The organism is Kocuria rosea (assembly GCF_023715525.1).
In the GTDB taxonomy this organism is placed as follows: Bacteria; Actinomycetota; Actinomycetes; order Actinomycetales; family Micrococcaceae; genus Kocuria; species Kocuria rosea_A.
Map to the genome: position 1 here is coordinate 90,033 of NZ_JAMBOG010000004.1, position 25,327 is coordinate 115,359.

General features: G+C 73.0%; 20 protein-coding genes. 6 read left to right on the forward strand and 14 right to left on the reverse strand.

All coding sequences use genetic code 11. The features are described from left to right. Positions 1–12 precede the first annotated feature (12 nt). From M3185_RS04050 to pgl, 4 genes are all read left to right on the forward strand, one after another. Positions 13–1,635: a glucose-6-phosphate isomerase gene (locus tag M3185_RS04050; protein ID WP_251332394.1), complete on the forward strand. Its 1,623-nt coding sequence runs from the start codon at positions 13–15 to the stop codon at positions 1,633–1,635. A gap of 172 nt (positions 1,636–1,807) precedes the next feature. After that, a complete protein-coding gene (zwf, locus tag M3185_RS04055; protein WP_251332500.1) occupies positions 1,808–3,319 on the forward strand; it encodes a glucose-6-phosphate dehydrogenase in 1,512 nt (503 codons plus the stop codon). Beyond that, the gene (locus M3185_RS04060; protein ID WP_251332395.1) at positions 3,316–4,362 is read left to right on the forward strand and encodes a glucose-6-phosphate dehydrogenase assembly protein OpcA; all 1,047 of its coding nucleotides are present in this window, start codon (positions 3,316–3,318) and stop codon (positions 4,360–4,362) included. The genes zwf and M3185_RS04060 overlap by 4 nt, the downstream gene beginning before the upstream one ends. Then, complete coding sequence (gene pgl / locus M3185_RS04065) at positions 4,359–5,108, forward strand: 6-phosphogluconolactonase (protein ID WP_251332396.1); 750 nt, start codon at positions 4,359–4,361, stop codon at positions 5,106–5,108. Before M3185_RS04060 ends, pgl begins: the two co-directional genes overlap by 4 nt. Positions 5,109–5,162: 54 nt before the next feature. Here pgl and M3185_RS04070 read toward each other — a convergent pair whose 3' ends face one another. The 14 genes from M3185_RS04070 to M3185_RS04135 form a co-directional block, all read right to left on the reverse strand. Then, positions 5,163–6,548: an FAD-binding oxidoreductase gene (locus M3185_RS04070; protein WP_251332397.1), complete on the reverse strand. Its 1,386-nt coding sequence runs from the start codon at positions 6,546–6,548 to the stop codon at positions 5,163–5,165. Between the two features lie 192 nt (positions 6,549–6,740). Next, entirely contained in the window at positions 6,741–6,995 is a 255-nt protein-coding gene (gene secG, locus M3185_RS04075; protein WP_251332398.1) for a preprotein translocase subunit SecG, read from the reverse strand. A gap of 70 nt (positions 6,996–7,065) precedes the next feature. Beyond that, entirely contained in the window at positions 7,066–7,881 is an 816-nt protein-coding gene (gene tpiA / locus M3185_RS04080) for a triose-phosphate isomerase (protein WP_251332399.1), read from the reverse strand. Positions 7,882–8,008: 127 nt separating this feature from the next. Beyond that, a complete protein-coding gene (locus M3185_RS04085; RefSeq protein WP_251332400.1) occupies positions 8,009–9,232 on the reverse strand; it encodes a phosphoglycerate kinase in 1,224 nt (407 codons plus the stop codon). Between the two features lie 39 nt (positions 9,233–9,271). Beyond that, on the reverse strand, positions 9,272–10,276 hold the full coding sequence (gene gap / locus M3185_RS04090) for a type I glyceraldehyde-3-phosphate dehydrogenase (RefSeq protein WP_251332401.1): 1,005 nt from the start codon (positions 10,274–10,276) through the stop codon (positions 9,272–9,274). A gap of 224 nt (positions 10,277–10,500) precedes the next feature. Then, positions 10,501–11,481 carry a DNA-binding protein WhiA gene (gene whiA / locus M3185_RS04095; protein WP_251332402.1) on the reverse strand — a complete coding sequence of 327 codons (981 nt, stop codon included), beginning with the start codon at positions 11,479–11,481 and terminating at the stop codon, positions 10,501–10,503. A gap of 70 nt (positions 11,482–11,551) precedes the next feature. Then, positions 11,552–12,622: a gluconeogenesis factor YvcK family protein gene (locus M3185_RS04100; protein ID WP_251332403.1), complete on the reverse strand. Its 1,071-nt coding sequence runs from the start codon at positions 12,620–12,622 to the stop codon at positions 11,552–11,554. A gap of 31 nt (positions 12,623–12,653) precedes the next feature. Then, positions 12,654–13,670, reverse strand: a complete 1,017-nt coding sequence (gene rapZ, locus M3185_RS04105) for an RNase adapter RapZ (RefSeq protein WP_285859433.1) — start codon at positions 13,668–13,670, stop codon at positions 12,654–12,656. Between the two features lie 172 nt (positions 13,671–13,842). Beyond that, positions 13,843–15,891, reverse strand: coding sequence for an excinuclease ABC subunit UvrC (gene uvrC / locus M3185_RS04110; RefSeq protein WP_251332404.1), 2,049 nt, complete (start codon positions 15,889–15,891; stop codon positions 13,843–13,845). 14 nt (positions 15,892–15,905) lie between these two features. Next, complete coding sequence (locus tag M3185_RS04115) at positions 15,906–16,604, reverse strand: HAD hydrolase-like protein (RefSeq protein WP_251332405.1); 699 nt, start codon at positions 16,602–16,604, stop codon at positions 15,906–15,908. Next, positions 16,601–19,600 (reverse strand): excinuclease ABC subunit UvrA, encoded by a 3,000-nt coding sequence (gene uvrA / locus M3185_RS04120; RefSeq protein ID WP_251332406.1) that lies wholly within the window; start codon positions 19,598–19,600, stop codon positions 16,601–16,603. Before uvrA ends, M3185_RS04115 begins: the two co-directional genes overlap by 4 nt. A 43-nt stretch (positions 19,601–19,643) precedes the next feature. Further along, positions 19,644–21,401: an MDR family MFS transporter gene (locus tag M3185_RS04125; protein ID WP_251332407.1), complete on the reverse strand. Its 1,758-nt coding sequence runs from the start codon at positions 21,399–21,401 to the stop codon at positions 19,644–19,646. A gap of 8 nt (positions 21,402–21,409) precedes the next feature. Beyond that, positions 21,410–21,976, reverse strand: coding sequence for a MarR family winged helix-turn-helix transcriptional regulator (locus tag M3185_RS04130; RefSeq protein WP_251332408.1), 567 nt, complete (start codon positions 21,974–21,976; stop codon positions 21,410–21,412). Between the two features lie 959 nt (positions 21,977–22,935). After that, positions 22,936–23,160 carry a hypothetical protein gene (locus M3185_RS04135; protein ID WP_251332409.1) on the reverse strand — a complete coding sequence of 75 codons (225 nt, stop codon included), beginning with the start codon at positions 23,158–23,160 and terminating at the stop codon, positions 22,936–22,938. 512 nt (positions 23,161–23,672) lie between these two features. Between M3185_RS04135 and M3185_RS04140 the strand changes: the two genes are divergently transcribed. Next, positions 23,673–24,332: an MBL fold metallo-hydrolase gene (locus M3185_RS04140; protein WP_251332410.1), complete on the forward strand. Its 660-nt coding sequence runs from the start codon at positions 23,673–23,675 to the stop codon at positions 24,330–24,332. Further along, positions 24,326–25,312, forward strand: a complete 987-nt coding sequence (locus M3185_RS04145; protein ID WP_374238458.1) for a bile acid:sodium symporter family protein — start codon at positions 24,326–24,328, stop codon at positions 25,310–25,312. Before M3185_RS04140 ends, M3185_RS04145 begins: the two co-directional genes overlap by 7 nt. Positions 25,313–25,327: the final 15 nt, after the last annotated feature.

The following is a 25,327-nucleotide window of genomic DNA, read 5'->3' on the forward strand; positions in this document are numbered from 1 at the left end:
GAAGGAGAGCCCATGAGTTCCTTGTCCGTCCAGACCTCCGGCGCGGCCCGCGAGGCCGTCGACCGGCACGTGCCCGCGCTCGTGGCCGACGGCTTCGCCTCGAAGCTGTTCGCGCAGGACCCCACGCTGTGGGGCCCGGCCGCCGAGGACGAGTCCGCCAAGCGGCTCGGCTGGGTGCGGGCCGCGGAGGTCTCCCGGCCCCTGCTGCCGGAGATCACCGCCCTGCGGGAGGAGTTCGCGGCCGAGGGCGTGGACCGCTTCGTGCTCGCCGGCATGGGCGGGTCCTCGCTGGCCCCCGAGGTGATCACCCGCACGGCCGGCGTGGAGCTGTTCGTGCTGGACTCGACCGATCCCGAGATGGTCGCCGCCGCGCTGTCGGACGGGCTGGAGCGGACCGCGATCGTGGTCTCCTCGAAGTCCGGGTCCACGGTGGAGACCGACTCGGCGCGGCGGGTCTTCGCGCGGGCGTTCACGGACGCCGGCATCGACGCGGCCTCCCGGATCGTCGTGGTCACCGACCCCGGCTCCCCCATGGAGTCCTCCTCGCGCGAGGCCGGGTACCGCAGGGTGTTCACGGCCGACCCGACCGTGGGCGGGCGCTTCTCCGCGCTCACCGCGTTCGGGCTGGTCCCCGCGGGGCTGGCGGGCGTGGACGTCGAGGCCCTGCTCGACGACGCGGACGAGGCGGCCGAGGTGCTGCGCGAGGACGCCGAGGACAACCCGGGCCTGCACCTGGGCGCCGCCCTGGGCGGGACGGAGCCGCTGCGCAACAAGATCGTGCTGCGGGACCTGGGCTCGGGCATCGCGGGCTTCGCCGACTGGGCGGAGCAGCTCATCGCCGAGTCCACGGGCAAGGAGGGCACCGGCCTGCTGCCCGTCGTCGTCGGCACCGGCCCGGACGACGCCCCGGAGGCCTCCTCCGGGGCCGCCGACGTGCTGCTGGCCGAGCTGGTGGCCGAGGACGCCGAGGAGGCGCCCACGGGCGACGCCGTGCGGGTCTCCGGGTCCCTGGGCTCGCAGCTGATGCTCTGGGAGTTCGCCACGGCGGTCGCGGGGCGGCTGCTCGGGATCAACCCGTACGACCAGCCGGACGTGGAGTCCGCGAAGAACGCCACCCGGGCGCTGCTCGCGGACAAGCCGGAGCCCTCGGCCCCGGACGCCGTGGACGGCGCCGTCGAGATCCGCGGCGACGCGGAGCTGCTCGGGGGCGCGCGCACCGTCGAGGAGGCCCTGCGCAACCTGCTCGGTCGGCTGCCCGAGCAGGGCTACCTGGCCGTCCAGGCATACTTCGACCGGCTCGCGTGGGCCGGGTTCGAGCAGGTCCGTCCCGTGCTCGCCCGCGCGACGGGCCGACCGGTCACCTTCGGGTGGGGGCCCCGCTTCCTGCACTCCACCGGCCAGTACCACAAGGGCGGGCCGGCCGAGGGGGTCTACTTGCAGGTGACCGCGGCCTCCGGGTCCGACCTGGAGATCCCCGACAGCCCGTTCAGCTTCGGGGAGCTGATCTCCGCGCAGGCCGACGGCGACGCGCAGGTGCTCGCCGACCACGGCCGCCCCGTGCTGCGCCTGCGGCTGACCGACCGGGCCGCCGGCGTCGAGCAGCTGCTGCGCGCGGTGGACGCCCTCGCCGGGTAGCCGGACCGGCGCCCCCGGAGCCCTGTCCTAGACTGGGGGAACGCCACGGTCGGCGCGGGACCTCCCGCGCCGACCGTTTCGGCGTGAAGGACCTCAAGGCCGGCCCGCGCGGCGCGCGGACCGGCCGAGACGTGAAGGAGACCCGTTGCCAGACAAGACCGCCCGCAATCCGTTGCGGGACCAGAGGGACAGGCGGCTCGTCCGGGTCGCCGCGCCGTCGGCGCTCGTGCTGTTCGGCGTGACGGGCGACCTCGCGAAGAAGAAGCTGCTGCCCGCGATGTACGACCTCGCCAACCGCGGCCTGCTGCCGCCGTCGTTCGCGCTCGTCGGCTTCGGGCGCCGCGACTGGTCCCACGACCAGTTCCGCGACGTGGTCCGCGAGTCCGTGGAGAGCTACGCGCGCACGCCCTTCCAGGAGGACGTGTGGCGCCAGTTCGCCTCCGGCATCCGCTTCGTGCGCGGTGAGTTCGACGACGACCAGGCCTACGAGGCGCTGAAGTCGACCCTCAAGGAGCTCGACGTCCACTACGGCACGCGCGGCAACCACGCGTTCTACCTCTCCATCCCGCCCAAGGCGTTCGAGACGGTCTGCCACAAGCTCGCCGACCACGGCCTCGCCCACCACGAGAAGGCCTCCGGGTGGCGCCGCGTGGTGATCGAGAAGCCCTTCGGCCACGACCTCGAGTCGGCCGCGGAGCTCAACGCCATCGTGGAGCGGGTCTTCCCCGCGGACTCGGTGTTCCGCATCGACCACTACCTCGGCAAGGAGACGGTCCAGAACATCCTGGCCCTGCGCTTCGCCAACCAGATGTTCGAGCCCCTGTGGAACGCCCGCTACGTGGACCACGTGCAGATCACCATGGCCGAGGACATCGGCATCGGCTCCCGCGCGGGCTACTACGACGGCGTGGGCGCCGCCCGCGACGTCATCCAGAACCACCTGCTGCAGCTGCTCGCGCTGACCGCGATGGAGGAGCCCCTGTCCTTCGACGCCCACCACATGCGCGCCGAGAAGGCGAAGGTGCTCGCGGCCGTCGTGGTCCCCGGGGACCGGGCCGCGTACTCGGCCCTGGGCCAGTACGACGGCGGGCTGCAGGGCGGCCAGCACGTCAAGGCGTTCCACCAGGAGCAGGACATCCCGGCGGACTCCCGCACCGAGACCTACGCCGCGCTGCGCGTGGACATCAACAACCGCCGCTGGGCCGGCGTGCCCTTCTACCTGCGGGCGGGCAAGCGCCTGGGCCGGCGCGTGACCGAGGTCGCCGTGCAGTTCAAGCGCTCGCCCAACCTGCTCTTCGGGGACAACGGGCACGAGGACCTGGGGCAGAACGTGATCGTCATCCGCATCCAGCCGGACGAGGGCGTGACCATCCGGCTCGGCTCCAAGGTCCCGGGCACGCAGTCCGAGATCCGCGACGTCACCATGGACTTCGGCTACGGCCACTCCTTCACGGAGTCCAGCCCCGAGGCCTACGAGCGGCTGATCCTCGACGTGCTGCTCGGCGAACCACCCCTGTTCCCCAACCACGAGGAGGTCGAGCTGTCCTGGCGGATCCTCGATCCCTTCGAGGAGTGCTGGGCCGCGCAGGAGATCATGCCGGAGCCGTACGCCCCCGGGTCCTGGGGACCCGCCGGGGCGGACGAGCTGCTGGCCCGCGACGGACGCGTCTGGAGGCGACCGTGATCGTTTCGATGGAGAACACCACCACCTCGGCCATCGACAAGAAGCTCAACCAGCTGCGCGACCAGCACGGCGTCGTGACGCTGGGCCGGGTGCTCACCCTGGTGATCCTCGCGCAGGCGGGCCACTCGGAGGCCGCGCTCGAGGCCGCGAACTTCGCGAGCCACGAGCACCCGTGCCGGATCATCATGCACGTGGCGCACTCCCCCGCCGAGAGCACCCGCCTCGACGCGCAGCTGCGCATGGGCGGAGACGCCGGGGCGTCGGAGGTCATCGTGCTGCACGGCTACGGGGAGCTCTCGGAGCCGTCGGAGACCCTCTTCTCGGCGCTGCTGCTGCCGGACGCGCCGATCGTCGCCTGGTGGCCCCACCTCGTGCCCGGCGCCACCCCGACCACCGAGTCGATCGCGGGCATCGCCCACCGCCGGATCACGGATTCCGCCCGCCACGAGGACGCGTTCGAGATTCTGTCGGACCTCAGCGCCCGCTACGTCCCCGGCGACACCGACCTCGCCTGGACCCGCGTGACGAACTGGCGCATCCAGCTCGCCGCGGTCCTGGACCAGGCCGAGCCCTCCCCCGTGCGGGAGGTCGTGGTCGAGGGCAGCGGGCGCTCCCCCAGCGTGATCCTGCTGGGCACGTGGCTCGCCACCCGGCTCGGCGCGCAGGTCTCGTTCCTCAACTTCCCGGGGCCCCGCCGCCTGACCCGCGTCACGCTGGTGCGCGACGACGGCGAGATCGTGCTGGAGCGGCCCGGGCGGGCCGTGGCCATGCTGCGCCAGCCCGGCCAGCCGGACCAGCAGATCGCCATGCCCGTGCGGGACCTCAACGCCTGCGTGGCCGAGGAGCTGCGCCGGCTCGACCCCGACGAGGTCTACGGCGAGGTCCTCACCTCGGGCCTGCGCGAGGTCCGGGTGGCCCGCATCGTCGACACCGCCGGGGAGCTGACCCCCGGCGCCGCGGCGTTCCTCGCCTCCCACGGCGGGGGGCGGCAGGACGCGTCCCCGGAGCCCAGTGTCGCGTCCGCCGGGGAGGTCGACGCGTGAGCCCCCTGGAGACGGTCGCCCACCCCGACAAGCAGGCGCTGGCCGCCGACAGCGCCGACCGGGCCCTGACCGTGCTGGTGGAGGCGCAGGACGAGCGCGGGGAGGCCACGGTCGTGCTGACCGGCGGCACCATGGGCATCGCGGTCCTGGCCGCCCTCGCGGCCTCCCCCCGCCGGGACGAGGTCGACTGGTCGCGCGTGAACGTGTGGTGGTCCGACGAGCGCTTCGTGGCCGAGGACAGCCCCGAGCGCAACTGCCGGCAGGCCGAGCAGGCCGTGGGCGGCGCCCTGTCGCTGCACCCCGACCGGGTGCACTACATGGGCAGCGCCGACGACTTCGCGAGCGTGGACGAGGCCGCGCAGGACTACGTGCGCGAGCTCGGCGCGGCCGCCCGGGCGCAGGGGCGCACCGCGGGCTTCCCCCGCTTCGACCTCGCCCTGCTGGGACTGGGTCCCGACGGCCACGTCGCGTCCCTCTTCCCCGGCCGGCCGCACGTGCACGTACAGGAGGCCACGGTGCTGGGCGTGCGGGACTCTCCCAAGCCGCCGCCGGAGCGGGTGACCATGACGCTGCCGATGATCAACGGCGCGGAGCGGGTGTGGTTTCTCGTGGCGGGCGCGGACAAGGCGGACGCCGTCGCCGCGGTGCGCTCGGCCGCCCCGCTGGACGGCACGCCCGGTGCGGGCGTGCGCGGGACCGAGGAGACGCTGCTGCTGGCCACCGAGGACGCCCTGGGCGCCTCCTGAGCCGGCCGGCGGGTCCGGGCACCGCGGCGTGAGCGGCGCGGTGCCCGGAGCCGCTCAGGCGTGCACCGTGTGCTGGAACCGCAGGAGCCCCTCCGGGTCGAGGGCCGCCTTCGCCGCCACGAGCCGGGCACGGCCCTCCGCGGTCCAGGCCTGGGTGGAGTCCCGGCCCTCCCCGGCACCGCCCTGGAAGTTCACGAGCGTGCGGCCCGAGGAGTGCTCGCGCAGGGCGCCGAGCAGGGCCTCGATCGCCCCCGGCACCCGCTCCCCGAACGGCGGCACGGCGAGCCCGACGCAGTTGAGCAGGTACTCGCCGTCCCGGCCGGCGACGAGGTCCGCCGCCCCGCCGGGGGTCCGGGCCAGCGCCCCGCCGAGACGACGGATCTCCACGAGCGCGAGGGGGCAGTCCGTGCCCGGCCCGGCCTCCCCCAGCAGGGCGTCGATCGCGGCGTCGTCCAGGTCGTCCAGCAGCCGGCCGCTGTCGCGGAAGGGCAGCGGGACCGGGGGGTCCATGTGGATGGCGTCGATGTCCCGGCCGCTCATCGTCCCGATGGTGTCCATGACGGGGCGGGAGACGGCCCGCAGGGGCGCCAGGACCTGCTCGCACTCCTCCCCGCCGGCCGTGCAGGCGTAGCGCAGGTGGACCACGAACCGGTCGCGCAGCGGCTCCGGGACGATGTCCAGGTCCGGCAGGCGCAGCAGCGCGATCGAGGTGGACACCGTCTCCGGCAGCCCGCGGCTCCACCGGGCCCACGTGCCGAGCACCTCCCGCGCGTCCTCGCCCGGGTAGAAGATGCCGCCGCCGTGGAAGCCCTCCAGCGGGACCAGCCCGAAGACCATCGCCGTGACGACGCCCAGGTTGCCCTTGCCCCCGCGCAGCAGCCCGAACAGCTCCGGCTCGTGCTCGGCGTCCACGGTGCGCTGCCGTCCGTCGAGGGTGACGACGTCGAGGGAGCGCACGTGGTCGGCGGCGAAGCCGTAGGTCCGGCCGAGCACGGGCAGCCCGCCGCCCAGGGTGTAGCCGACCACTCCCACGTCGGTCGTCGAGCCGCTCAGGCCCATCAGGCCGTGGGGCACGGCGGCCTCCACCACGCTGCGCCACCGGACGCCGGCGCCGACGCGCGCGGTGCGGGCCTGCGGGTCCACCTCGCAGTCCTGGAGCCGGGTCGTGCTGATGAGCAGGCCGCCCTCCATGGGGTAGTCCGCCCCGTGGCCGGTGGCCTGCACGCCGACGGGCACGTGGTGGGCGGCGGCCCACGCCACGGCGGCGGCCACGTCCTCGGCGCCGGTCGCGCCCACGACCACGTCGGGGCGGATGGGCGTCGCGAGGTTGTAGGCGGCGGTCTCCCGGTCGTAGCCGTCGTCGTGCGGGGTGAGCACCGGGCCGGCGACCCGCCCCCGGAGCTCCTGCACGTCCGCCGGACCGATCTGTGGCACATCCATTCGGGCCCCCTCGACAGCGACGGGAAGGACGGGAAGGGCCGGTCCCGCCCGCCACGGGGCGCGGCCGTGGCCCCAGGATGCACCCGCCCGCGGTGCGCCCGCACCATGGAGACCGCCTGTGACGCGACCGGCCCCGGTTCCCCGGGCGATTCCCCCGGGGACCCGGGGCCGGTGGGCGCCGGGGTGGGCCGGTCAGGCCGCCGCGGTGGCGAAGCGCATCGTCAGGGCGTAGGCCGCGATGGACAGCGCCCACACGAGGGCGACCGTGGTGGTCAGCCGGATGAGGTTCTTCTGCGCCACCCCCGAGGTGTTGAGGGACTGCGTCATGCCGCCGCCGAACATGTCGGACAGGCCGCCGCCCTTGCCCTTGTTCAGGAGCACGAGCAGGACGGCCAGGAGGCTGGTGACCACGATGATCACCAGGAGCACGGTCTGCAGAATTTCCACTGGGGGCCTTCCCTGGAGTCGGTGCCGAGCAGCCGCGCCCGGTCGGGGCGCGGACGGTCAAGGGTCGTGATCAGTCGGTCACGAGGTGCTGCTCGAACCTGGCAATGCTAGCAAACTCCTCGGCGTCGAGGCTCGCGCCGCCCACGAGGGCGCCGTCCACGTCCTTGCCCTGGAGGATGGAGCCGACGTTGGAGGACTTCACGGACCCGCCGTAGAGGATGCGGGTCCTCGCCGCGGTCGCCCCGTCGTAGAGCTCGGCGAGCTCGGCGCGGATGGCGCCGGCCATCTCCTGGGCGTCCTGCGGACCGGCGACCTCGCCGGTGCCGATGGCCCAGACGGGTTCGTAGGCGACGACGAGCTCGGCGACCCGCTCCGCGTCGAGGCCCTGGATGGACCCGCGCAGCTGCTCGAGGGTGAACGCGACGTGCTCCCCCGCCTGGCGGACCTCGAGGCCCTCGCCCACGCACAGCACGGGCACCAGGCCGTGGCGGTGCGCGGCGGCGATCTTGGCGTTGCACAGCTCGTCGGACTCGCCGTGCACGGTGCGCCGCTCGGAGTGGCCCACGAGCACGTAGGTGCAGCCGAGCTTGGTGAGGAACTGCCCGGAGACGTCGCCCGTGTAGGCGCCGGAGTCCTTGTCGGAGAGGTCCTGCGCGCCGTAGACGACGCGCAGCCCGTCGCCGTCCACGAGGCTCTGCACGGAGCGCAGGTCGGTGAACGGCGGGAAGACGGCCACCTCGGCGCGCGCGTAGTCGTGCTTGGCGTCGTCCAGGGTCCACGCCAGCTTCTGCAGCAGCGTGATGGCCTGGACGTGGTCCATGTTCATCTTCCAATTGCCGGCGATCAGCGGCGTGCGGTCGAACTGTCCGTTGGTCTGCGAGGTCATCTGACGCTCCTGTCCGCGGCGGGGACGCCGCTCGTGGTGCTCTGCGGGTGTGGTGCGGTCCGGCGGCAAGGGCACCCCGGGGCGCTCGGCTCCGGGGTGCCCTTGCCGTGGTGGTGGGGCGTGCGGGTCAGACGCCGAGGGCGACGACGCCGGGCAGCTCCTTGCCCTCGATGAACTCCAGCGACGCTCCGCCACCGGTGGAGATGTGGCCGAACTGGTCGTCGGAGAAGCCCAGGTTGCGCACGGCCGAGGCGGAGTCGCCGCCGCCGATCACGCTCATGGCGTCCGAGGCGACGATGGCCTCGGCCACCGCGCGCGTGCCGCCGGCGAAGGCCTCCATCTCGAACACGCCCGCGGGCCCGTTCCAGAACACGGTCTTGGCGCCCCTGATCTTCTCGGCGAACAGCTTCGCCGACTCCGGGCCGATGTCCAGGCCGAGACCCGAGTCCCCGATCTCGCCGGACTCGATGGCGTCGACCGGGCGGACCTCGTGCTTCGCGTCGGCGGCGAACTTCTCCGCGTAGACGACGTCCACGGGCAGGACGATCTCGGTGCCGGCCGCGGAGGCCTTCCCGAGGTAGCCCTTGACGGTCTCGATCTGGTCCTTCTCCAGCAGGGACCCGCCGACCGCGTGGCCCTGGGCCGCGAGGAAGGTGAAGACCATCCCGCCTCCGACGAGCAGCGAGTCGGCCTTGCCGATGAGGTTCTCGATCACCGCGAGCTTGTCCGAGACCTTGGACCCGCCCATCACGACCACGAAGGGCCGCTCGGGGTCGGAGACCACCTTGGTGAGGACGTCCAGTTCGCGCTTGACGAGGTCCCCGAGGTAGGCCGGGAGGCGGTGGGCGATGTCGAACACGGAGGCGTGCTTGCGGTGCACCGCCCCGAAGGCGTCGTCCACGTACGCCCCGTCCTCGCCGGTCAGGGCGGCCAGCTCGTCCGCGAAGGCGCCGCGCTCGGCGTCGTCCTTCGAGGTCTCGCGGGCGTCGAAGCGGACGTTCTCGATCACCAGGACCTCGCCGTCGGCCAGGGCCGCGGCCTTGGCCCGGGCGTCCTCCCCGACGACGTCGGTCGCGACCCGCACCGGGAAGTCCGCCAGCTCGGCGAGCCGCTGCGCGGCGGGGGCGATCGAGTACTGCGGGTCCGGCTGGCCCTTGGGCCGGCCGAGGTGCGCCATCACGATCACGCGGGCCCCGGCGTCGGTCAGCTTCTTGAGCACCGGCAGGGACGCGCGCACGCGCCCGTCGTCGGTGACCGTGGAGCCGTCCAGCGGGACGTTCAGGTCGGAGCGGACGAGGACGCGGCGCCCGGCCACGCCGTCGGCGAGAAGTTCGTCAAGTGCATGTGCCATGCCTCTCACCCTACCCCGGGGCCCGCGCTCGGCCCCGGATCAGAGCTGGCCGGCGACGTGGGAGACGACGTTGACGAGGCGGACGGTGTAGCCCCACTCGTTGTCGTACCACGCGATGACCTTGACCTGGTTGTCGATGACCTTGGTCAGCGGGGCGTCGAAGATGGTGGAGATGTCGTCGCCCTGGATGTCGGAGGAGACGATGGGGTCCTCGGTGTACTTGATGATCCCCTTCATCGGGCCCTCGGCGGCCTCCTTCATGCAGGCGTTGACGGCCTCGACGGTGACCTCCTTCGACGCCTCGAAGGTCAGGTCCACCACGGAGCCGGTCGGGACCGGCACGCGCACGGCGAAGCCGTCCAGCTTGCCCTTCAGCTCGGGGAGCACCAGCCCCACGGCCGCGGCGGCACCGGTGGTGGTGGGGACCATGTTCAGGGCGGCGGCGCGGGCCCGGCGGAGGTCGCCGTGCGGGCCGTCCTGGAGGTTCTGGTCGGCGGTGTACGCGTGGATGGTGGTCATCAGGCCGCGCTCGATGCCGAACGCGTCGTTGAGGACCTTCGCCATCGGGGCCAGGCAGTTGGTGGTGCAGGACGCCGCCGAGACGATGTCCATGGAGGCCGAGTCGTAGCTGTCGAGGTTGACGCCCGGCACGAAGGTGCCGTCGATCTCCTTGCCGGGGGCGGAGAGGACGACCTTCTTGGCGCCGCCGTCGAGGTGCGCCTTGGCCTTGGTGCCGTTGGTGAAGCGGCCGGTCGACTCGACGACGACGTCCACGCCGAGCTCGCCCCAGGGCAGCTTGGCCGGGTCCGGCTCCGCGAGGAACTTGACCTCGTGGCCGTCCAGGGTCATGACGTCGCCGTCGAGGGTCACCTCGCCCGGGAACCGGCCCATGATCGAGTCGTACTTCAGAAGGTGCACGAGGGTGGCGGGGCTGGTGAGGTCGTTGACCGCCACGACCTCGATGTTCTGACCGTGCTCGCGCACGGCGCGGAGGAAGTTGCGGCCGATGCGCCCGAAACCGTTGATGCCCACTCGAATGGTCACTGCGTTCTCCTGTGTGTGTTGGGGTCGTGTCAGTAAGCCACCACACATTCTACGTGGTATTCGATGGGTTGTCTTGGGGTCATGAAAGATTTAACCGGAATTTGCCACTAAACCCACACAAAACCACATCGAGGGCGGCTCCCGGGGCACGAACCCACGCACACGGACGTGGGTCCGCGACCGGACCCCGGGGCGGGACGGGCGCGCCCGTCCCGCCCCGGCCGTCAGGAGGACAGGGCCTCGGCGGCCACGGTCGCGTCGGTGCCGGGGATCCGCAGCTCCTCCGCCCGGCGGTCGGCCATGGCGAGCAGACGGCGGATGCGCCCCGCGATGGCGTCCTTCGTCAGCGGCGGATCCGCCAGACGGCCGAGCTCGTCGAGGCTGGCCTGCTTGTTCGACAGCCGCAGCTCCCCCGCCTGGCGCAGGTGCTCGGGCACGTCGTCGCCGAGGATGTCGAGGGCGCGCTCGACGCGCGCCCCGGCGGCGACCGCCGCCTGGGCGGAGCGGCGGAGGTTGGCGTCGTCGAAGTTCGCCAGCCGGTTGGCGGTGGCGCGGACCTCCTTGCGCATCCGCCGGTCCTCCCACTGCAGCAGCGTCTGGTGGGCGCCCATCCGGGTGAGCAGGGCGGCGATGGCGTCCCCGTCGCGCACCACGACGCGGTCCACGCCGCGCACCTCGCGCGCCTTGGCCAGCACGCCCAGCCGGCGGGCGGCGCCGACGAGCGCCAGCGCCGCCTCGGGGCCCGGGCAGGTGAACTCCATCGCGGCGGAGCGGCCGGGCTCGGTGAGGGAGCCGTGGGCGAGGAAGGCCCCGCGCAGCACGGCCTCGGCGTCGGCCACGGCCCCGTTGACGACGGCCGGCGGCAGCCCGCGCACGGGACGCCCGCGGGAGTCGAGCAGCCCCGTCTGGCGGGCGAGGGCCTCGCCGTGCTCGACGACGCGCACGACGTACGAGCTGCCGCGGCGCAGCCCGCCGCCGGAGACGACGACCAGCTCGCTGTCGTGGCCGAAGACCTCGGCCACGGCGCGGCGGATGCGCCGCGCCGTGGCGGCCTGGTCCACCTCCGCCTCGATCACGATGCGCCCGGAGACGATGTGCAGCCCGCCGGCGAACCGCAGCAGGGCGGACAGCTCGGCGCGCCGCTCCGAGGACCTCTTGACCTCGAGGCGGGACAGTTCTTCCTTGACCGATGACGTCAGGGCCACGCGGTTCCTTTCCTGGGGACTTCGGGGGTGGGACGGGCCGGGCGGGGTGAGCGCGCCGGGCCGCGGGGGCTCAGCGGTGGCGCTCGAAGATCTCCTGGTAGGCGGCCGCCAGCTTCAGCGAGTTGTGCACCGCGGTGCCGGGGCTCGCGCGGACGTCGGCGTAGAAGACCTCGGCGCCCAGCCCGGCGGCGACCTCCTCGAGGTCGCCGCGGTCCTCCGTCGCGGAGGGGTCGGCGAGCACGACGTCGAGGGTCAGGCCGGAGCAGTACGCGCCCAGCACCCGCAGGTGGTCGGCGGCGGTCTTGCCCTGCGTCTCGGTGTCCGGCGACAGGTTCAGGGTGACGCAGCGGCGGGCCGCGGACTCGCAGATCGCCCGGCCCAGCCCCGGGAGCAGCAGGTGCGGCAGCACGGAGGTGTGCCAGGAGCCGGGTCCCAGGACCACCCAGTCGGCGGCCCCGACGGCCTGGACCGCCTCCGGGCAGGCCGGGGCGTCCGCGGGCACCAGCCGGACGTTGCGCACGTCGGCCTGCTTGGCCAGGTGGGCCTGGCCCGTGATGGTGCGCAGGGGCGCCTCCGCCGGCGGGTGCCCGGCGGTCGGATGCCCAGTGGGCGGGTGCGCGGCAGGGGGCGGGAGGGCGGGGACGTCGCCCTCGATGACCAGGGGCTGCGTCGACATCGGCAGGACCCGGCCGCGGGCCCCGAGCAGGGCGCCGGCCCAGTCGAGGCCGGCGACGGGGTCGCCCAGCAGCTCCCACAGCCCGACGATGAGCAGGTTGCCCAGGGCGTGGTGGTCGAGGCCGGTGGCCCCGCGCTCCGGGGAGCGGAACCGGTGCTGCATGACGTCGCGCCAGGTCCGGCCCCACTCGGAGTCGTCGCACAGGGCCGCGAGCGCCATCCGCAGGTCCCCCGGCGGCAGGACGCCGAGCTCGTCGCGCAGCCGGCCGGAGGAGCCGCCGTCGTCGGCGACCGTGACGACCGCCGTGAGGGCGGGGGTGATCCGGCGCAGGGCGGCGAGGTTGGCGGACAGGCCGTGCCCCCCGCCGAGGGCGACCACGGAGGGGTCGGCGGCGTGGTGGGCGTCGGCGTCGGCGCGGGCGGCGAGGGGCGGCCGGGGGAAGGCGCCGCTGGGGGGAAGGGTCATCGAAGGTCCAATGCGGGTGGGGGCGCGCCGGTCACTCCCGGCCCATGTCCCGGTGCTGGATGTTCACGGTCACGAGCGGCAGCTTGGCGAGCCTGCGAACCACCTCCTCGCTGACGGCCACGGAGCGGTGCTTCCCGCCGGTGCAGCCGATGGCGATGGTGGCGTAGTGCTTGTTCTCCGTACGGTACCCCGCCAGGACCGGCTCCAGCATGGCCACGAAGCGGTCCACGAACTGGCGCGGGCCCTCGTCGCGGAAGACGTAGTCGCGGACCTCGGGGTCCTTGCCGGTGTGCGGGCGCAGCGACGGGACCCAGTGCGGGTTGGGGATGAACCGGACGTCGGCCACGTAGTTGGCGTCCGCCGGGACGCCGTACTTGAACCCGAAGCTGAGCACGCTCAGGCGCAGCACCACGGGCCCGTCCGCGGCGAACAGGTCGGCCACCGCCTTCGACAGCGCGTGCACGTTGAACGCGGAGGTGTCGAGCACCACGTCCGCGGACTCCCGCAGATCGCGCAGCAGGGAGCGCTCGGCGCGGATCCCGTCGAGGATCCGGCCGCCGGCCTGGAGGGGGTGGGGCCGGCGCTGGTGCTCGTAGCGGGAGACGAGGACCTCGTCGGCGGCGTCGAGGAAGAGCACGGAGAAGTCGACGCCGGAGGCCTCCAGGGCGGCGAGCGTCTCCTTCATGTCGTTGAACAGGGCCTTGCCGCGCACGTCGATGACGACGGCGAGCTTGGGCAGCGCCTGGGGGGTGCGGGCCACCAGGTCGGCGAGGGTGTGCAGCATCTGCGGCGGCAGGTTGTCCACGACGTACCAGCCGAGGTCCTCGAGCGCGTGCGCGGCGGTGCTGCGCCCGGCCCCGGACATCCCCGTGACGACGAGCAGCTCCGAGCTCGCGGGTTTGCGCGGTTGCGGCGTCGCGGTGCCCGGGCGGTCGTCCGGGCCCTTGTCCGGGTCCTTGTCGGGGCTGTGGTCCCGGTCCTCGTCCGGGCCGTCGGCCGGCCGGCCGTGCGCCGTCCCGATGTCCGTCCCGGCGGTGTGTTCGCTCATGGCCTCTCCGTCTCCCGTCGTGCTCTCCCGTGCTCGTGCTGCCGGTGGGGCCGCAGCCTCGCGCCCCGCCCGGTCCTCGCGGTGGTCCCGCCCCAGCCTAACCAAGTCGGCGATCGTGTCCTCCTGCTACGGGCCCGGGGTCCCGCCGGGGCCGCGGCCGTGCGCCCCCGGCTCAGGCGAGCACCTCGCCGGTGGTCATGTTGACCGCCGGGGCGACGTCCTCGTCCCCCGCCTGCAGCGCCGCGGCGACCTTCTCCGCGAGCGTGCGCCCGAAGCCGGGCACCTGCTCGATCTCCTCCACGCGCGCGGCCTTGAGCTTCTTCACCGACCCGAAGTGCTTGAGCAGCGCCTTCTGCTTGGCCGGGCCCACGCCCGGGAGGCTGTCGAGCACCGAGACGGTCATCGCGGAGGACCGCTTCTTGCGGTGGAAGGTGATCGCGAAGCGGTGGGCCTCGTCGCGGATGCGCTGCAGCAGGTACAGGCCCTGGCTGGCGCGCGGGAGGATCACCGGGAACTCGTCGTCGGGCACCCACACCTCCTCCAGGCGCTTGGCCAGGCCGACGACGTGGACGTCGTCGATGCCGAGGTCGGCGAGGGCCCGGGCGGCAGCGGCCACCTGGGGCGGGCCGCCGTCGACGACCACGAGGCTCGGCGGGTACGCGAACCTCGCCCGCTCCGGAGCCTCCCCCCGGGCGTCCACCTGGCCGGTGCGCGGCCCGGCGGCCTCCCGCTCGGCCTTCTCCTCCAGGTGGCGCCGGAAGCGGCGGGAGATGACGTCGTACATCGAGGCGGTGTCGTCCCGGGCGGCCTCCCCGGTGATCGAGAACTTCCGGTAGTCGGCCTTCTTGGGCAGCCCGTCCTCGAAGACGACCATGGACGCGACGACGTTGGTGCCCTGCACGTGGGAGATGTCGTAGCACTCGATGCGCATCAGCGGCACGGGGATGTCCAGGGCCTCCTGCAGCTCCTGCAGCGACGCCGAGCGGGTGGTAATGTCCCCGGCGCGCCGGGACTTGTGCAGCTTCAGCGCCTGCCGGGCGTTCTCCCGGACCGTGTCCATGAGGTGGGCCTTCTCCCCGCGCTGCGGCACGGCGATCGTCACGCGCGACCCGCGCAACCCGGAGAGCCACTCCTCGAGCCGGTCGGCGTTGTCCGCGGGCTCCGAGACCAGCACGGTGCGCGGGATCGCGTCCTCCCGGTAGGCGAGCTCCGCGGCCGGGCGGTGCTTGGAGCCGCGCGGCTCCGGGGGCGCGGCGGCGCCGACGCTCTCGGCGGCCTCCGCGGCCGTGTCCCCGTAGACCTGCTCGAGCAGCTGCTCCAGCAGCCGCCCGCCGTCGGCCTCCTCGACCTTCTCCGTCACCCACCCGCGCTGGCCGCGGATGCGTCCGGCGCGGACGTGGAAGACCTGCACGGCCGCCTCCAGCTCGTCCTCCGCGAGGGCGAAGAAGTCCGCGTCCGTGCTGTCGGAGAGCACGACGGCGTTGCGCTCGAACGCCTTCTCCAGGGCGGCGATGTCGTCCCGGCGGGCGGCGGCCGTCTCGAAGTCCATGGCCGCCGCGGCCTCCTGCATCTGCCGCTGCAGCTCCTTGATGAACGGGGTGGCGTGCCCGGCCATGAAGCGGCACAGGTCCTCGGCGAGGGCGTAGTGGTCCTCCTCGGAGATCCGTCCCACGCACGGCGCCGAGCACTTGTCGATGTAGCCCAGCAGGCACGGGCGACCGGACTGCTCGGCGCGGCGGTAGACGCCCCGGGAGCAGGTCCGCACCGGGAAGACGCGCAGCAGGGCGTCGAGGGTCTCGCGGATCGCCCAGGCCTGCGAGTAGGGGCCGAAGTAGCGGTTGCCCTTCTTCTTCTCCCCGCGCACCACCTGGGCGCGCGGGACCTGCTCCGACATCGTCACGGCGAGGTAGGGGTAGGACTTGTCGTCCCGGTAGGCGATGTTGAACCGGGGCTTGAACTCCTTGATCCACGTGTACTCGAGCTGCAGGGACTCCAGCTCGCTGCCCACCACGGTCCACTCGACGCCGGCGGCGGTGGTGACCATGGCCCGCGTCTTGGGGCTCAGGGCGTGCAGGGGCGCGAAGTAGGAGCTCAGCCGGTTGCGCAGGTTCTTGGCCTTGCCCACGTAGATCACGCGCCCGTACTCGTCCCGGAAGCGGTAGACCCCCGGGTCGGTGGGGATGTCCTGGCGTGCGGGGCGGTAGCTCGCCGGATCGGCCACGGTCCGACTCCCCCTCAGCGGCCCGTGGGGGCCAGGGAGGTGTACGGCGCGAGCAGCCCGGCCAGCTCGGCGGCGTCCCCGGCCACGGCCGCGAAGCCGTGCCCGAGCTCGTCCTCGGCCGCGAAGCCCCAGGCCACTCCCAGGCAGTCCAGCCCGTGGGCGGCGGCGCCCTCGGCGTCGTAGCGGCGGTCGCCGACCATCACGGTGCGGGCCGGATCGGGCGTGTGCACCCCCAGCCGGCGCAGGGCCTCGCCGATGATCGCGGGCTTGTCGTGGGCGAGATCGGTGCGGGCGTGGGGTGCCGCGAGGTCGTCGGCGGCGCCGGAGACGGTCCCGAACCACCGGCCCAGCCCGAAGCGCTCGACGGCGAGCTCGGCGACCGGCTCGGGCTTCTGGGTGGCCACGGCCATCCGCACGCCGGCGGCGTGCAGGCTCGCCAGCAGCTCCTCCACGCCGGGGTAGATCCGGGTCTGCGCCAGGCCCTCGGTGCGGTAGCGGGCCCGGTAGGCGGCGACCACGTGCGGGATCTCCTCCTCCGGGACGTCGGTGAACGCGCGCAGGGACACGCCCACGGGCGGGCCGACGAACCGGCGCAGGTCCTCGGGCACGGGGTGGCCGCGCTCGGCCAGCGCCCGGGCGATCCCGCCGGTGATGGCCCCGGCCGGGTCGAGGACCGTGCCGTCGAGGTCCCACAGGACCACGGGAGCGCTCATCGGGCCGCCCCCACGGGCACCTCGCCGAGGATCTCGGCGAGGAACCGGCCGGTGTGGCTCTCCGGGTGCCGGGCGACCTCCTCGGGCGTGCCCTCGGCGACGACCTGGCCGCCGCCGGAGCCGCCGTCGGGGCCGAGGTCCACGATCCAGTCGGCGGACTTGATGACGTCGAGGTTGTGCTCGATGGTCATCACGGTGTTGCCCTTGTCCACGAGCCCCTGCAGGACGAGGAGCAGCTTGCGGATGTCCTCGAAGTGCAGGCCGGTGGTGGGCTCGTCCAGCACGTAGATGGACCGGCCGTTGGAGCGCTTCTGCAGCTCCGCGGCCAGCTTCACGCGCTGGGCCTCCCCGCCGGAGAGGGTCGTGGCGGGCTGGCCGAGGCGGACGTAGCCCAGGCCGACGTCCACGAGGGTGTTCAGGTGCCGGGCGATGGGCCCGAAGGCCTTGAAGAACTCGGCGGCCTCCTCGATGGGCATGTCGAGGACCTCCGCGATGGTCCTGCCCTTGTAGTGCACCTCGAGGGTCTCCCGGTTGTACCGGTCCCCCTTGCAGACCTCGCACGGGACGTAGACGTCCGGCAGGAAGTTCATCTCGATCTTGATGGTGCCGTCGCCGGAGCACGCCTCGCAGCGCCCGCCCTTGACGTTGAAGGAGAACCGGCCCGGCTGGTAGCCGCGCACCTTCGCCTCGGGGGTCTCGGCGAAGAGCTTGCGGATGTGGTCGAACACGCCCGTGTAGGTCGCGGGGTTGGAGCGCGGGGTCCGGCCGATGGGGCTCTGGTCCACGTGCACGACCTTGTCCAGCTGGTCCACGCCGTCGATGCGCTTGTGCCGGCCCGGCACCTGCTTGGCGCCGTTGAGCTTGTTGGCCAGGGACGTGTAGAGGATGTCGTTGACCAGGGTGGACTTGCCCGAGCCCGACACGCCGGTCACCGCGGTGAGCACGCCCAGCGGGAACGAGACGTCGATGCCGCGCAGGTTGTTCTCCCGCGCGCCGACGACCTTGAGCATGCGCTTGCGGTCGACGGGCCGGCGCCGGGCGGGCACCCGGATCGCCTTGCGCCCGGAGAGGTAGTCCGCGGTGACGGAGCGCTCGTTGGCGAGCAGCTCCTCGTAGGTGCCCGAGTGCACGATCCGCCCGCCGTGCTCGCCGGCGCCGGGGCCGACGTCGACGATCCAGTCGGCCTCGCGGATCGTGTCCTCGTCGTGCTCGACGACGATGAGGGTGTTGCCCATGTCCCGCAGCTTGGTGAGGGTCTCGATCAGCCGGCGGTTGTCCCGCTGGTGCAGCCCGATGGACGGCTCGTCCAGGACGTAGAGCACGCCCACGAGGCCGGCGCCGATCTGGGTGGCCAGGCGGATGCGCTGGGCCTCGCCGCCGGAGAGGGTCGCGGCGGCGCGCTCGAGGTTGAGGTAGTCCAGGCCGACGTCCACGAGGAAGGTCAGCCGCGCCTGGATCTCCTTGAGCACCTGCTCGCCGATCTTGGCCTCGCGCGGGCTCAGGGCCAGCTCCTCGAAGAAGCGCTGGGCCTCGCGCATGGGCATGCGGGTGGTCTCGGCGATGTTCTTCCCGCCCACGGTCACGGCGAGCATCGTCGGGTTCAGGCGCGCGCCGTCGCAGGCCGGGCACGGGACCTGGCGCATGTACTGCTCGTAGCGGTCCTTGGCGTTGTCCGACTCCGTCTCGGCGTGCTTGCGCTTGATGTAGCCGATGACGCCCTCGAAGCCCTGGGTGTAGCGGCGCTCGCGGCCGAACCGGTTCCGGTAGGCGACGGTGACCTGGTAGTCCTTCCCGTCGAGGATGGCCCGGCGCGCCTTGGCGGGCAGCTTCTTCCACGGGGTGACGAGGTCGAAGCCGAGCTCCTGGCCGAGCCCGGCCAGCAGGCGGTTCCAGTACTCGCTGGTGGCCTTGCCCAGCGACCAGGGGGCGATGGCGCCCTCGACGAGGCTCAGGTCCGGGTTGGGGACCACGAGCTCCTCGTCCACCTCGAGCCGGGAGCCGAGGCCGTCGCACTCCGGGCACGCGCCGAAGGGCGCGTTGAAGGAGAAGGAGCGGGGCTCGATCTCGTCGGCCTGCAGCGGGTGCTCGTTGGGGCACGCGAGGTTCTCGGAGAACGGCCGGCGCAGCTCCAGCGGGTGGGCGATCTCCTCGTCGGAGCGGGGCACCAGCTCGACGACGACGCGGCCGTCGGCGAGGCCCAGCGCCGTCTCGATGGAGTCGGTCAGGCGCTGGCGGATGCCCTCCTTGACCACCAGCCGGTCCACGACCACCTCGATGGTGTGCTTGAACTGCTTCTTCAGCTTGGGCGGGTCCGAGAGCTGGACGGTCTCGCCGTCCACGGTGGCGCGGGAGAAGCCCTTCGTGGACAGCTCCTGGAACAGGTCGGCGAACTCGCCCTTGCGCTCGCGCACCACGGGGGCGAGCACCTGGAAGCGGGTCTTCTCCGGCATCTCGAGGAGCTGGTCGACGATCTGCTGGGGGGTCTGCTTCGCGATGGGCTCGCCGCACTCCGGGCAGTGCGGGTGGCCGATGCGCGCCCAGAGCAGGCGCATGTAGTCGTAGATCTCCGTGATGGTCCCCACGGTGGAGCGCGGGTTGCGGGAGGTCGACTTCTGGTCGATCGACACCGCCGGGGACAGGCCCTCGATGAAGTCGACGTCCGGCTTGTCCACCCGGCCCAGAAACATCCGGGCGTAGGAGGACAGGGACTCGACGTAGCGGCGCTGGCCCTCGGCGAAGATGGTGTCGAACGCCAGGGAGGACTTCCCGGACCCGGACAGGCCCGTGAACACGACCATGGCGTCCCGCGGGACGGTCAGGGACACGTTGTCCAGGTTGTGCTCGCGGGCGCCCTGGACGACGATCTCGGTGAGGTCGGACTTGTGGATCCCGCGGCTGCCGACGGAGGTCACGGGCGCGTCGAGGCGCTCGGCCGGCTCGGGCGAGGGGTTCAGGACCATGGTGGACGTGGGGATCGGTTCGGACACGCGTTCCACTCTAGTACCGGCCCCGGACATCCGGCCCGGCCCGTGGGCGGGTTCACACGCGGTCCACGGGGCCGGTCGCGGTGTCCTCGCGCTGCCGCCCGGGGGCGCCCGGACCGGTGCCGGCGGCGCCGGGCACGGCGTCGCCGCGGTCCCCGGAGCCTGCCCGGGCCCCGGCGGCCGTGGCCTCCTGCTGGCGCCGGCGGACCTCGCGGGCGTCGAGGGTGCGGGTGACCACGCGCATCTGCCCGGTCTCGGGGTCCACCTCGACGATGTCCACGGTGCGGCGCAGCGGGACCTCCTTGATGAGCAGCACCGTGCCCAGGGTGAGCAGCGAGGCGATCCCGGCGACCAGGAAGATCAGGCCGGTGCCGGTGCCGTAGGCGTCGCGCACCACCTCCAGGACCGGGCCCGGCAGCGCCCCGAGGTCCATGCTGGACGCGTGGGCGCTCGCCGCCTCGGGGTCCACGCCCTGCGAGCGCGCGTAGTCCTGCATCCGTCCGGTGAGGTGGGCGGTCATGAGGGCGCCGAAGGCGGAGACGGAGACGGCGCCGCCGAGGGTGCGGAAGAACGCCACGGAGGAGGACGCCGCGCCCATGTCCTGGAGGCCCACGGTGTTCTGCACGGCGAGGACCAGGTTCTGGTTGAGCGCGCCGATGCCCAGGCCGATGAGGAAGATGAACACGCCCACGGCCCACACCGCGGTGTCGTGCGTGAGGGAGGAGGCGAGGAACAGCCCCGTGGACATCAGCACGGCGGCGACCACGAGGATCACCTTCCACCGCCCGAAGCGGGTGATGAGCTGCCCGGCGAGCGTGGAGCCGATGAGGGAGCCCAGGACCTGCGGGAGCATGAGCACACCGGCCATGGTGGGGGTGAAGCCCTGGCCGAGCTGGAAGTACTGGCCCAGGTAGGTGGTGGAGGCGAACATCGCCCCGCCCGTGGCGATCGCGGCGAGGATCGCGAGCGCGGTGGTGCGCTCGGTGACCACCCGGATCGGCAGCACCGGCTCCGCGGCGCGCTGCTCGACGAGCACGAACAGCACGGAGCCCACGAGGGCGGAGCCCAGCAGGGCCCCCGAGGTCGGGGAGACCCACTCGAACATCCCGGGCTTGCCGGCCAGGGACACCCACAGCAGCAGGGCGGAGGCGGAGACCATCAGCAGCACGATGCCGAGCCAGTCGATGCTGACCTTGCGCGGGGCCTGCGGCGGGATGTGCAGGGTGCGCTGGACGAGCACGGCGGCGAGCACGGCGAGGGGGGCGGGGATGAGGAAGACCCAGCGCCAGCCGAAGCTGTCCACGATCAGGCCGCCGAGCAGCGGCCCGGCGGAGGTGGCCACGGCCATGACGGCGCCCATGTAGCCGGAGTACCGGCCGCGCTCGCGCGGCGGGATGATCGTCCCGAGGATCGTCATGGCCAGGGCCATGAGCCCGCCCATGGCGACGCCCTGGACCACGCGGGCCAGGATGAGGAACTCGATGGTCGGGGCGAGGCCGGCCATGCCGGAGCCGACCACGAAGATCACGATGGCGAGCTGGAACAGCTTCTTCTTGTCGAAGAGGTCCGCGAGCTTGCCCCAGATCGGGGTGGTCACCGCGTTGGCGAGCAGGGTGCCCGTGACGGTCCAGGAGAGGGAGGTCTGGTCGCCGCCGAGGTCGGCCATGATGACCGGCAGGGCGGTGCCGATGATGGTCAGGGTGACCATCGCCATGAAGAACGCGGAGAGGATCCCGGTGAGGGCCCGCAGCACGTCCTTGTGGGAGGCTCCGGTCCCCCCGTGCGGTGCGGCGGTCGGGTGCTGGGGCGTCATGTCGCGGTTCACTCCTCGTTCTCTCGGTCGGTGCTGTCGTTCGTGCTGTCGTCCGTGCCGCCGGGGGCGGTCCCGGCCGCGGGAGGCCGGTCGGCGCTCCCCGCCCGGCGGGCGCACGACGTCGTGCGCTCCACCCCCAGGGAGTCCAGGAAGACGGTGGCGATCTCGTTGATGGCCGTGCGGCTCGCACGGGCCTGCGCCTCGTCCCAGCCCTCGAGCCGGGCGGCGAGGCGCTGGGCGTCGTGCTCCACGACCGCCTGGACCTCGGCCCGGCCGCGCTCCGTGATGGCCACCAGGGCGGCCCGGCCGTCCACGGGGTCCGGGGTGCGCTCCACAAGCCCGGCCTCCTCCAGCCCTGCGAGCTGGCGGCTGAGCCCGGACGGGCCGAGTCCGGTGTCGGAGGCCATGGCGGTGGCGCGCCGCGGGCCCGTGCCGTCCAGGTAGTACAGCAGTGCCACGGCGGTGGGGTTGAGCGGGCGCTGGCCGGGCTCGGTCTTGGTCACGCGCTTCATGACGCGCTGCAGCTCGAGCAGGTCGCGGACCAGCTCCACGGCGGTGTCGTGGGAGACGGGCAAGGGACACTCCTCCTCGACGAGGCGGTCGGCAGGACGAACGGGGGAACGACGACAGGGCACTGGACCTGCACGTCCCGCAGCGGCTCGCACCGGTCCCGCGGGGATCGCGTCGACGGCGCCGTCCGGTGAGCACAGCCGGCAGCCCAGATGATTTGTTGCCTCACGCAACTTTACGGGCTCGGGCGGCGGTCCACAAGGCGCGACAGGGTGCGTCCCGTCACGTCCGGCCGGCGGGGACCGGCGGAGGAGTCCCTCGGAGCCGAGGCCGGAGCGGCGCGGGAACGGGCGGGCCGGAGCGCCCGGACGGCCGCTCTCGTCGGGTCGCGGCGCTCCTGGCCCGCGGACGGTCGACGGCAGGAACCGGCCGGACAGTGGACGGCGGAGCGGCCGGCTACGCGGGGCCGGGCGACGCGGCCGGTGCGGCAGATGGTCTGGCGGAGGCCGCGGGGTGTCCGCCGGGGGCCTCGGACGTGTCCGAGACGGTGGAGCAGCCGACCGGGGCGGGCCTCACGGGAACCGGCACGACCGGTGAGAGCTTTCCCGGCATGGCACCGCCCTTCGATCCGCCGGCCGGTGCTGAGCCCGGGCCTCCTCCCTCCATGTTCCCTAAAGCGAACCCAAAGCGCCAGGGCCGGAGATCACGATCCGGCCACCGGCGCGTCCTGCACCCCTCCCCCACGGGTCACAGCAGCGGCCCTGGTCCCGGCGAGCAGGGCGGCGGCCCGCCCATCGCCCCCGACGGACCAGCGCCGGCACGACGCCGAGCGGGTCGTCACTGCCGGGGGGCTCGATGCGCTCCGCGCCCCGGACGGGGCCGAGGTCGGCGGGCCGCGGAGGCCTGTGGCCGCCCGACTGGCTCCCTGGGAGATTCCTGAGCAGCCCGTGTTGCAGCACGGGTCTCTTCCATCAGCCGGAGGGAAGGACGGTAGGGGCATCGGTGCCTGAACCTGATCCCCGAGTTATTCGCCCGTGTAGTAATCCACGGTCCCGGCGTTGACCATCTTGCACTCATTGACAGCACCGGACGTGACCGGCAGGTAGAGCTCACGGAAGGCTTCGTAGCAGGACATTCCGTTCTGCCACTCGGCGTACGCCTGGTCGTAGTAGAACTGACCCGGGTCAGGGGCTTCAGCCTCTTCAATGGCCTTGCCGATCACCGGATCGATGTAGCCCTGTTCAATCACGTGGCAGGTCTGCACTTCCCGGAAGTCGTCGGGGTGTACTGCGGGCAGAACTACCCGTAGGCCCTCGCGCCACAGGCCACAGCCTGAAAGGTTTCGTCCTGGGTCATCGGTATCTGAGCCTCAGAAGCCGGGTAGCAGGGGCTTCCGTGGCCTCCGGGGTGGACGCAGCAGAAGGGGCCTTGGACGGCTTATGGCTGGCCGGCTTGCGGAGTCGCGGTGACGCCGGCAGAGGCCGTAGGAGAGGCGCTGGGGCTTTCCTGGGGCGGCCAGGAGGCGTTGCTGCAGCCGGTGACAGTAAGTGCGATTGCCGCAGTTGTGGCGGCAAGTCGGAAGGCGGTCTTCAAGGTGGCCCCCTTCCCCGGTGAGTGATTTGGCCTCAGTAAGGAACCTGCCGGAGAGGGCGACACACCTGGGCCTGTCGACGGCTCCTGTGCGGCGCTCCCCGCCCTGCCGCCGCACCGCTCCTACGGGCGAAGTGGCACGGACTACAGCGCGGGAGTACGGTCGTGCCCATGCACGCAACACGTACTCAGGTGATCGATCTGAGCGAGGTCACGATCCGCTACATACAGGTCGGGGAGATGGACAACAACGTCTACCTGCTCACCTCCAAGGACGAGGGCACACAGGTCCTCATCGACGCGGCCGACGACGCCCGGGCCATCGCCGGCCTCGTGGGCGCCGGCAACGGCGACTGCTCCGCCTCCTACGGCAACCTCCAGCTCATCATCACCACCCACTCCCACTGGGACCACGTGCGCGCCCTCGAGGAGGTCAAGTCCCGCTCCGAGGCCATGACCGCGTGCGGCGCCGACGACGAGGCCGACATCGCGGTGCCCATGGACCTCACCTTCGAGGACGGCGACACCGCCGAGTTCGACGGCTTCGACCTGGAGGTCATCGGGCTGCGCGGGCACACCCCCGGATCGATCGCCCTCGTCTACCGCGACCCCGCGGGCCCGGCGCACATCTTCTCCGGCGACTCGCTGTTCCCGGGCGGCGTGGGCAAGACTAGCAGCCCCGAGGACTTCCGCCGGCTGATCACCGACGTCACCGAGCGGATCTTCGAGCGGTTCGACGACGACACCGTGGTCCACCCCGGCCACGGCAAGCCGACCACCCTGGGGGCCGAGCGCCCGCACCTGGACGAGTGGCGAGCCCGGGGATGGTGAGCGCCCAGGACACCGCGACCCCCACGACCGACGCCGACCGCGGCGCCTACGCCGCCGTCCTGATCTTCCCCGCGCTCGTCCTCGTCGGCGGGCTCGTGGGCTTCCTCGCCCCCGGCTCCGTGAGCGGGCTCTCCGGGTGGGTCAACCCGCTGCTCGGGATCGTCATGTTCGGCATGGGCCTGACCCTGCGCCCCGTGGACTTCGCGCTCGTGGCCAGGCGGCCCCTGCCCGTGCTGCTCGGCGTCGTGGCGCAGTACGTGCTCATGCCCCTGATCGCCGTCGTGGTGGTCCTCGCGCTCCGGCTCCCGGCGGAGATCGCGGCCGGGGTGATCCTCGTGGGCTGCGCCCCCGGGGGGACGGCCTCCAACGTGGTGTCCTACCTGGCGCGCGGCGACGTCGCGCTCTCCGTGGCCATGACGTCGATCTCCACCCTGGTCGCCCCGATCCTGACCCCCCTGCTCACGCTGTGGCTGGCCGGACAGTACATGCCCCTCGACGGCGCCTCGATGGCGTGGTCGATCGTCAGGATCGTGCTGCTGCCCGTGGTCCTGGGCCTGGCGGTGCGCCTGCTCGTGCCCCGGCTCGTGGAGCGGGCCCTGCCGGTCCTGCCGTGGCTGTCGGTCACGGCGATCTCGCTGATCGTCGCGATCGTCGTCTCCCGCAGCGCCGACAGGATCGTCGAGGCCGGCCTGCTGGTGCTCGCCGCCGTGGCCCTGCACAACGGCCTGGGCCTGGGCCTCGGCTACCTGGTGGGCGTGGTCACCCGCCAGCCGGTGGCCGCGCGCCGGACCGTCGCGATCGAGGTGGGGATGCAGAACTCGGGGCTCGCCGCGGGACTCGCCGCGCAGTACATGAACCCCCTCTCCGCCCTGCCCGGTGCGGTGTTCTCGGTCTGGCACAACCTCTCCGGCGCCGTGTTCGCCCTGCTCTGCCGCCGCGCCGACGCCCGCCGCGCCGACGCCCGCCGCGCCCGCCGCTGAGCACCGGCCCACGCC

Bases quoted from the DNA above. Each gene is read 5' to 3' on its own strand.
- M3185_RS04050 (WP_251332394.1), top strand. From the start codon at position 13: ATGAGTTCCTTGTCCGTCCAGACCTCCGGCGCGGCCCGCGAGGCCGTC.
- M3185_RS04070 (WP_251332397.1), bottom strand. From the start codon at position 6,548: ATGGATGTGCCACAGATCGGTCCGGCGGACGTGCAGGAGCTCCGGGGG.
- tpiA (WP_251332399.1), bottom strand. From the start codon at position 7,881: ATGACCTCGCAGACCAACGGACAGTTCGACCGCACGCCGCTGATCGCC.
- M3185_RS04085 (WP_251332400.1), bottom strand. From the start codon at position 9,232: ATGGCACATGCACTTGACGAACTTCTCGCCGACGGCGTGGCCGGGCGC.
- M3185_RS04100 (WP_251332403.1), bottom strand. From the start codon at position 12,622: ATGACCCTTCCCCCCAGCGGCGCCTTCCCCCGGCCGCCCCTCGCCGCC.
- rapZ (WP_285859433.1), bottom strand. From the start codon at position 13,670: ATGAGCGAACACACCGCCGGGACGGACATCGGGACGGCGCACGGCCGG.
- M3185_RS04115 (WP_251332405.1), bottom strand. From the start codon at position 16,604: ATGAGCGCTCCCGTGGTCCTGTGGGACCTCGACGGCACGGTCCTCGAC.
- M3185_RS04125 (WP_251332407.1), bottom strand. From the start codon at position 21,401: ATGACGCCCCAGCACCCGACCGCCGCACCGCACGGGGGGACCGGAGCC.
- M3185_RS04140 (WP_251332410.1), top strand. From the start codon at position 23,673: ATGCACGCAACACGTACTCAGGTGATCGATCTGAGCGAGGTCACGATC.
- M3185_RS04145 (WP_374238458.1), top strand. From the start codon at position 24,326: ATGGTGAGCGCCCAGGACACCGCGACCCCCACGACCGACGCCGACCGC.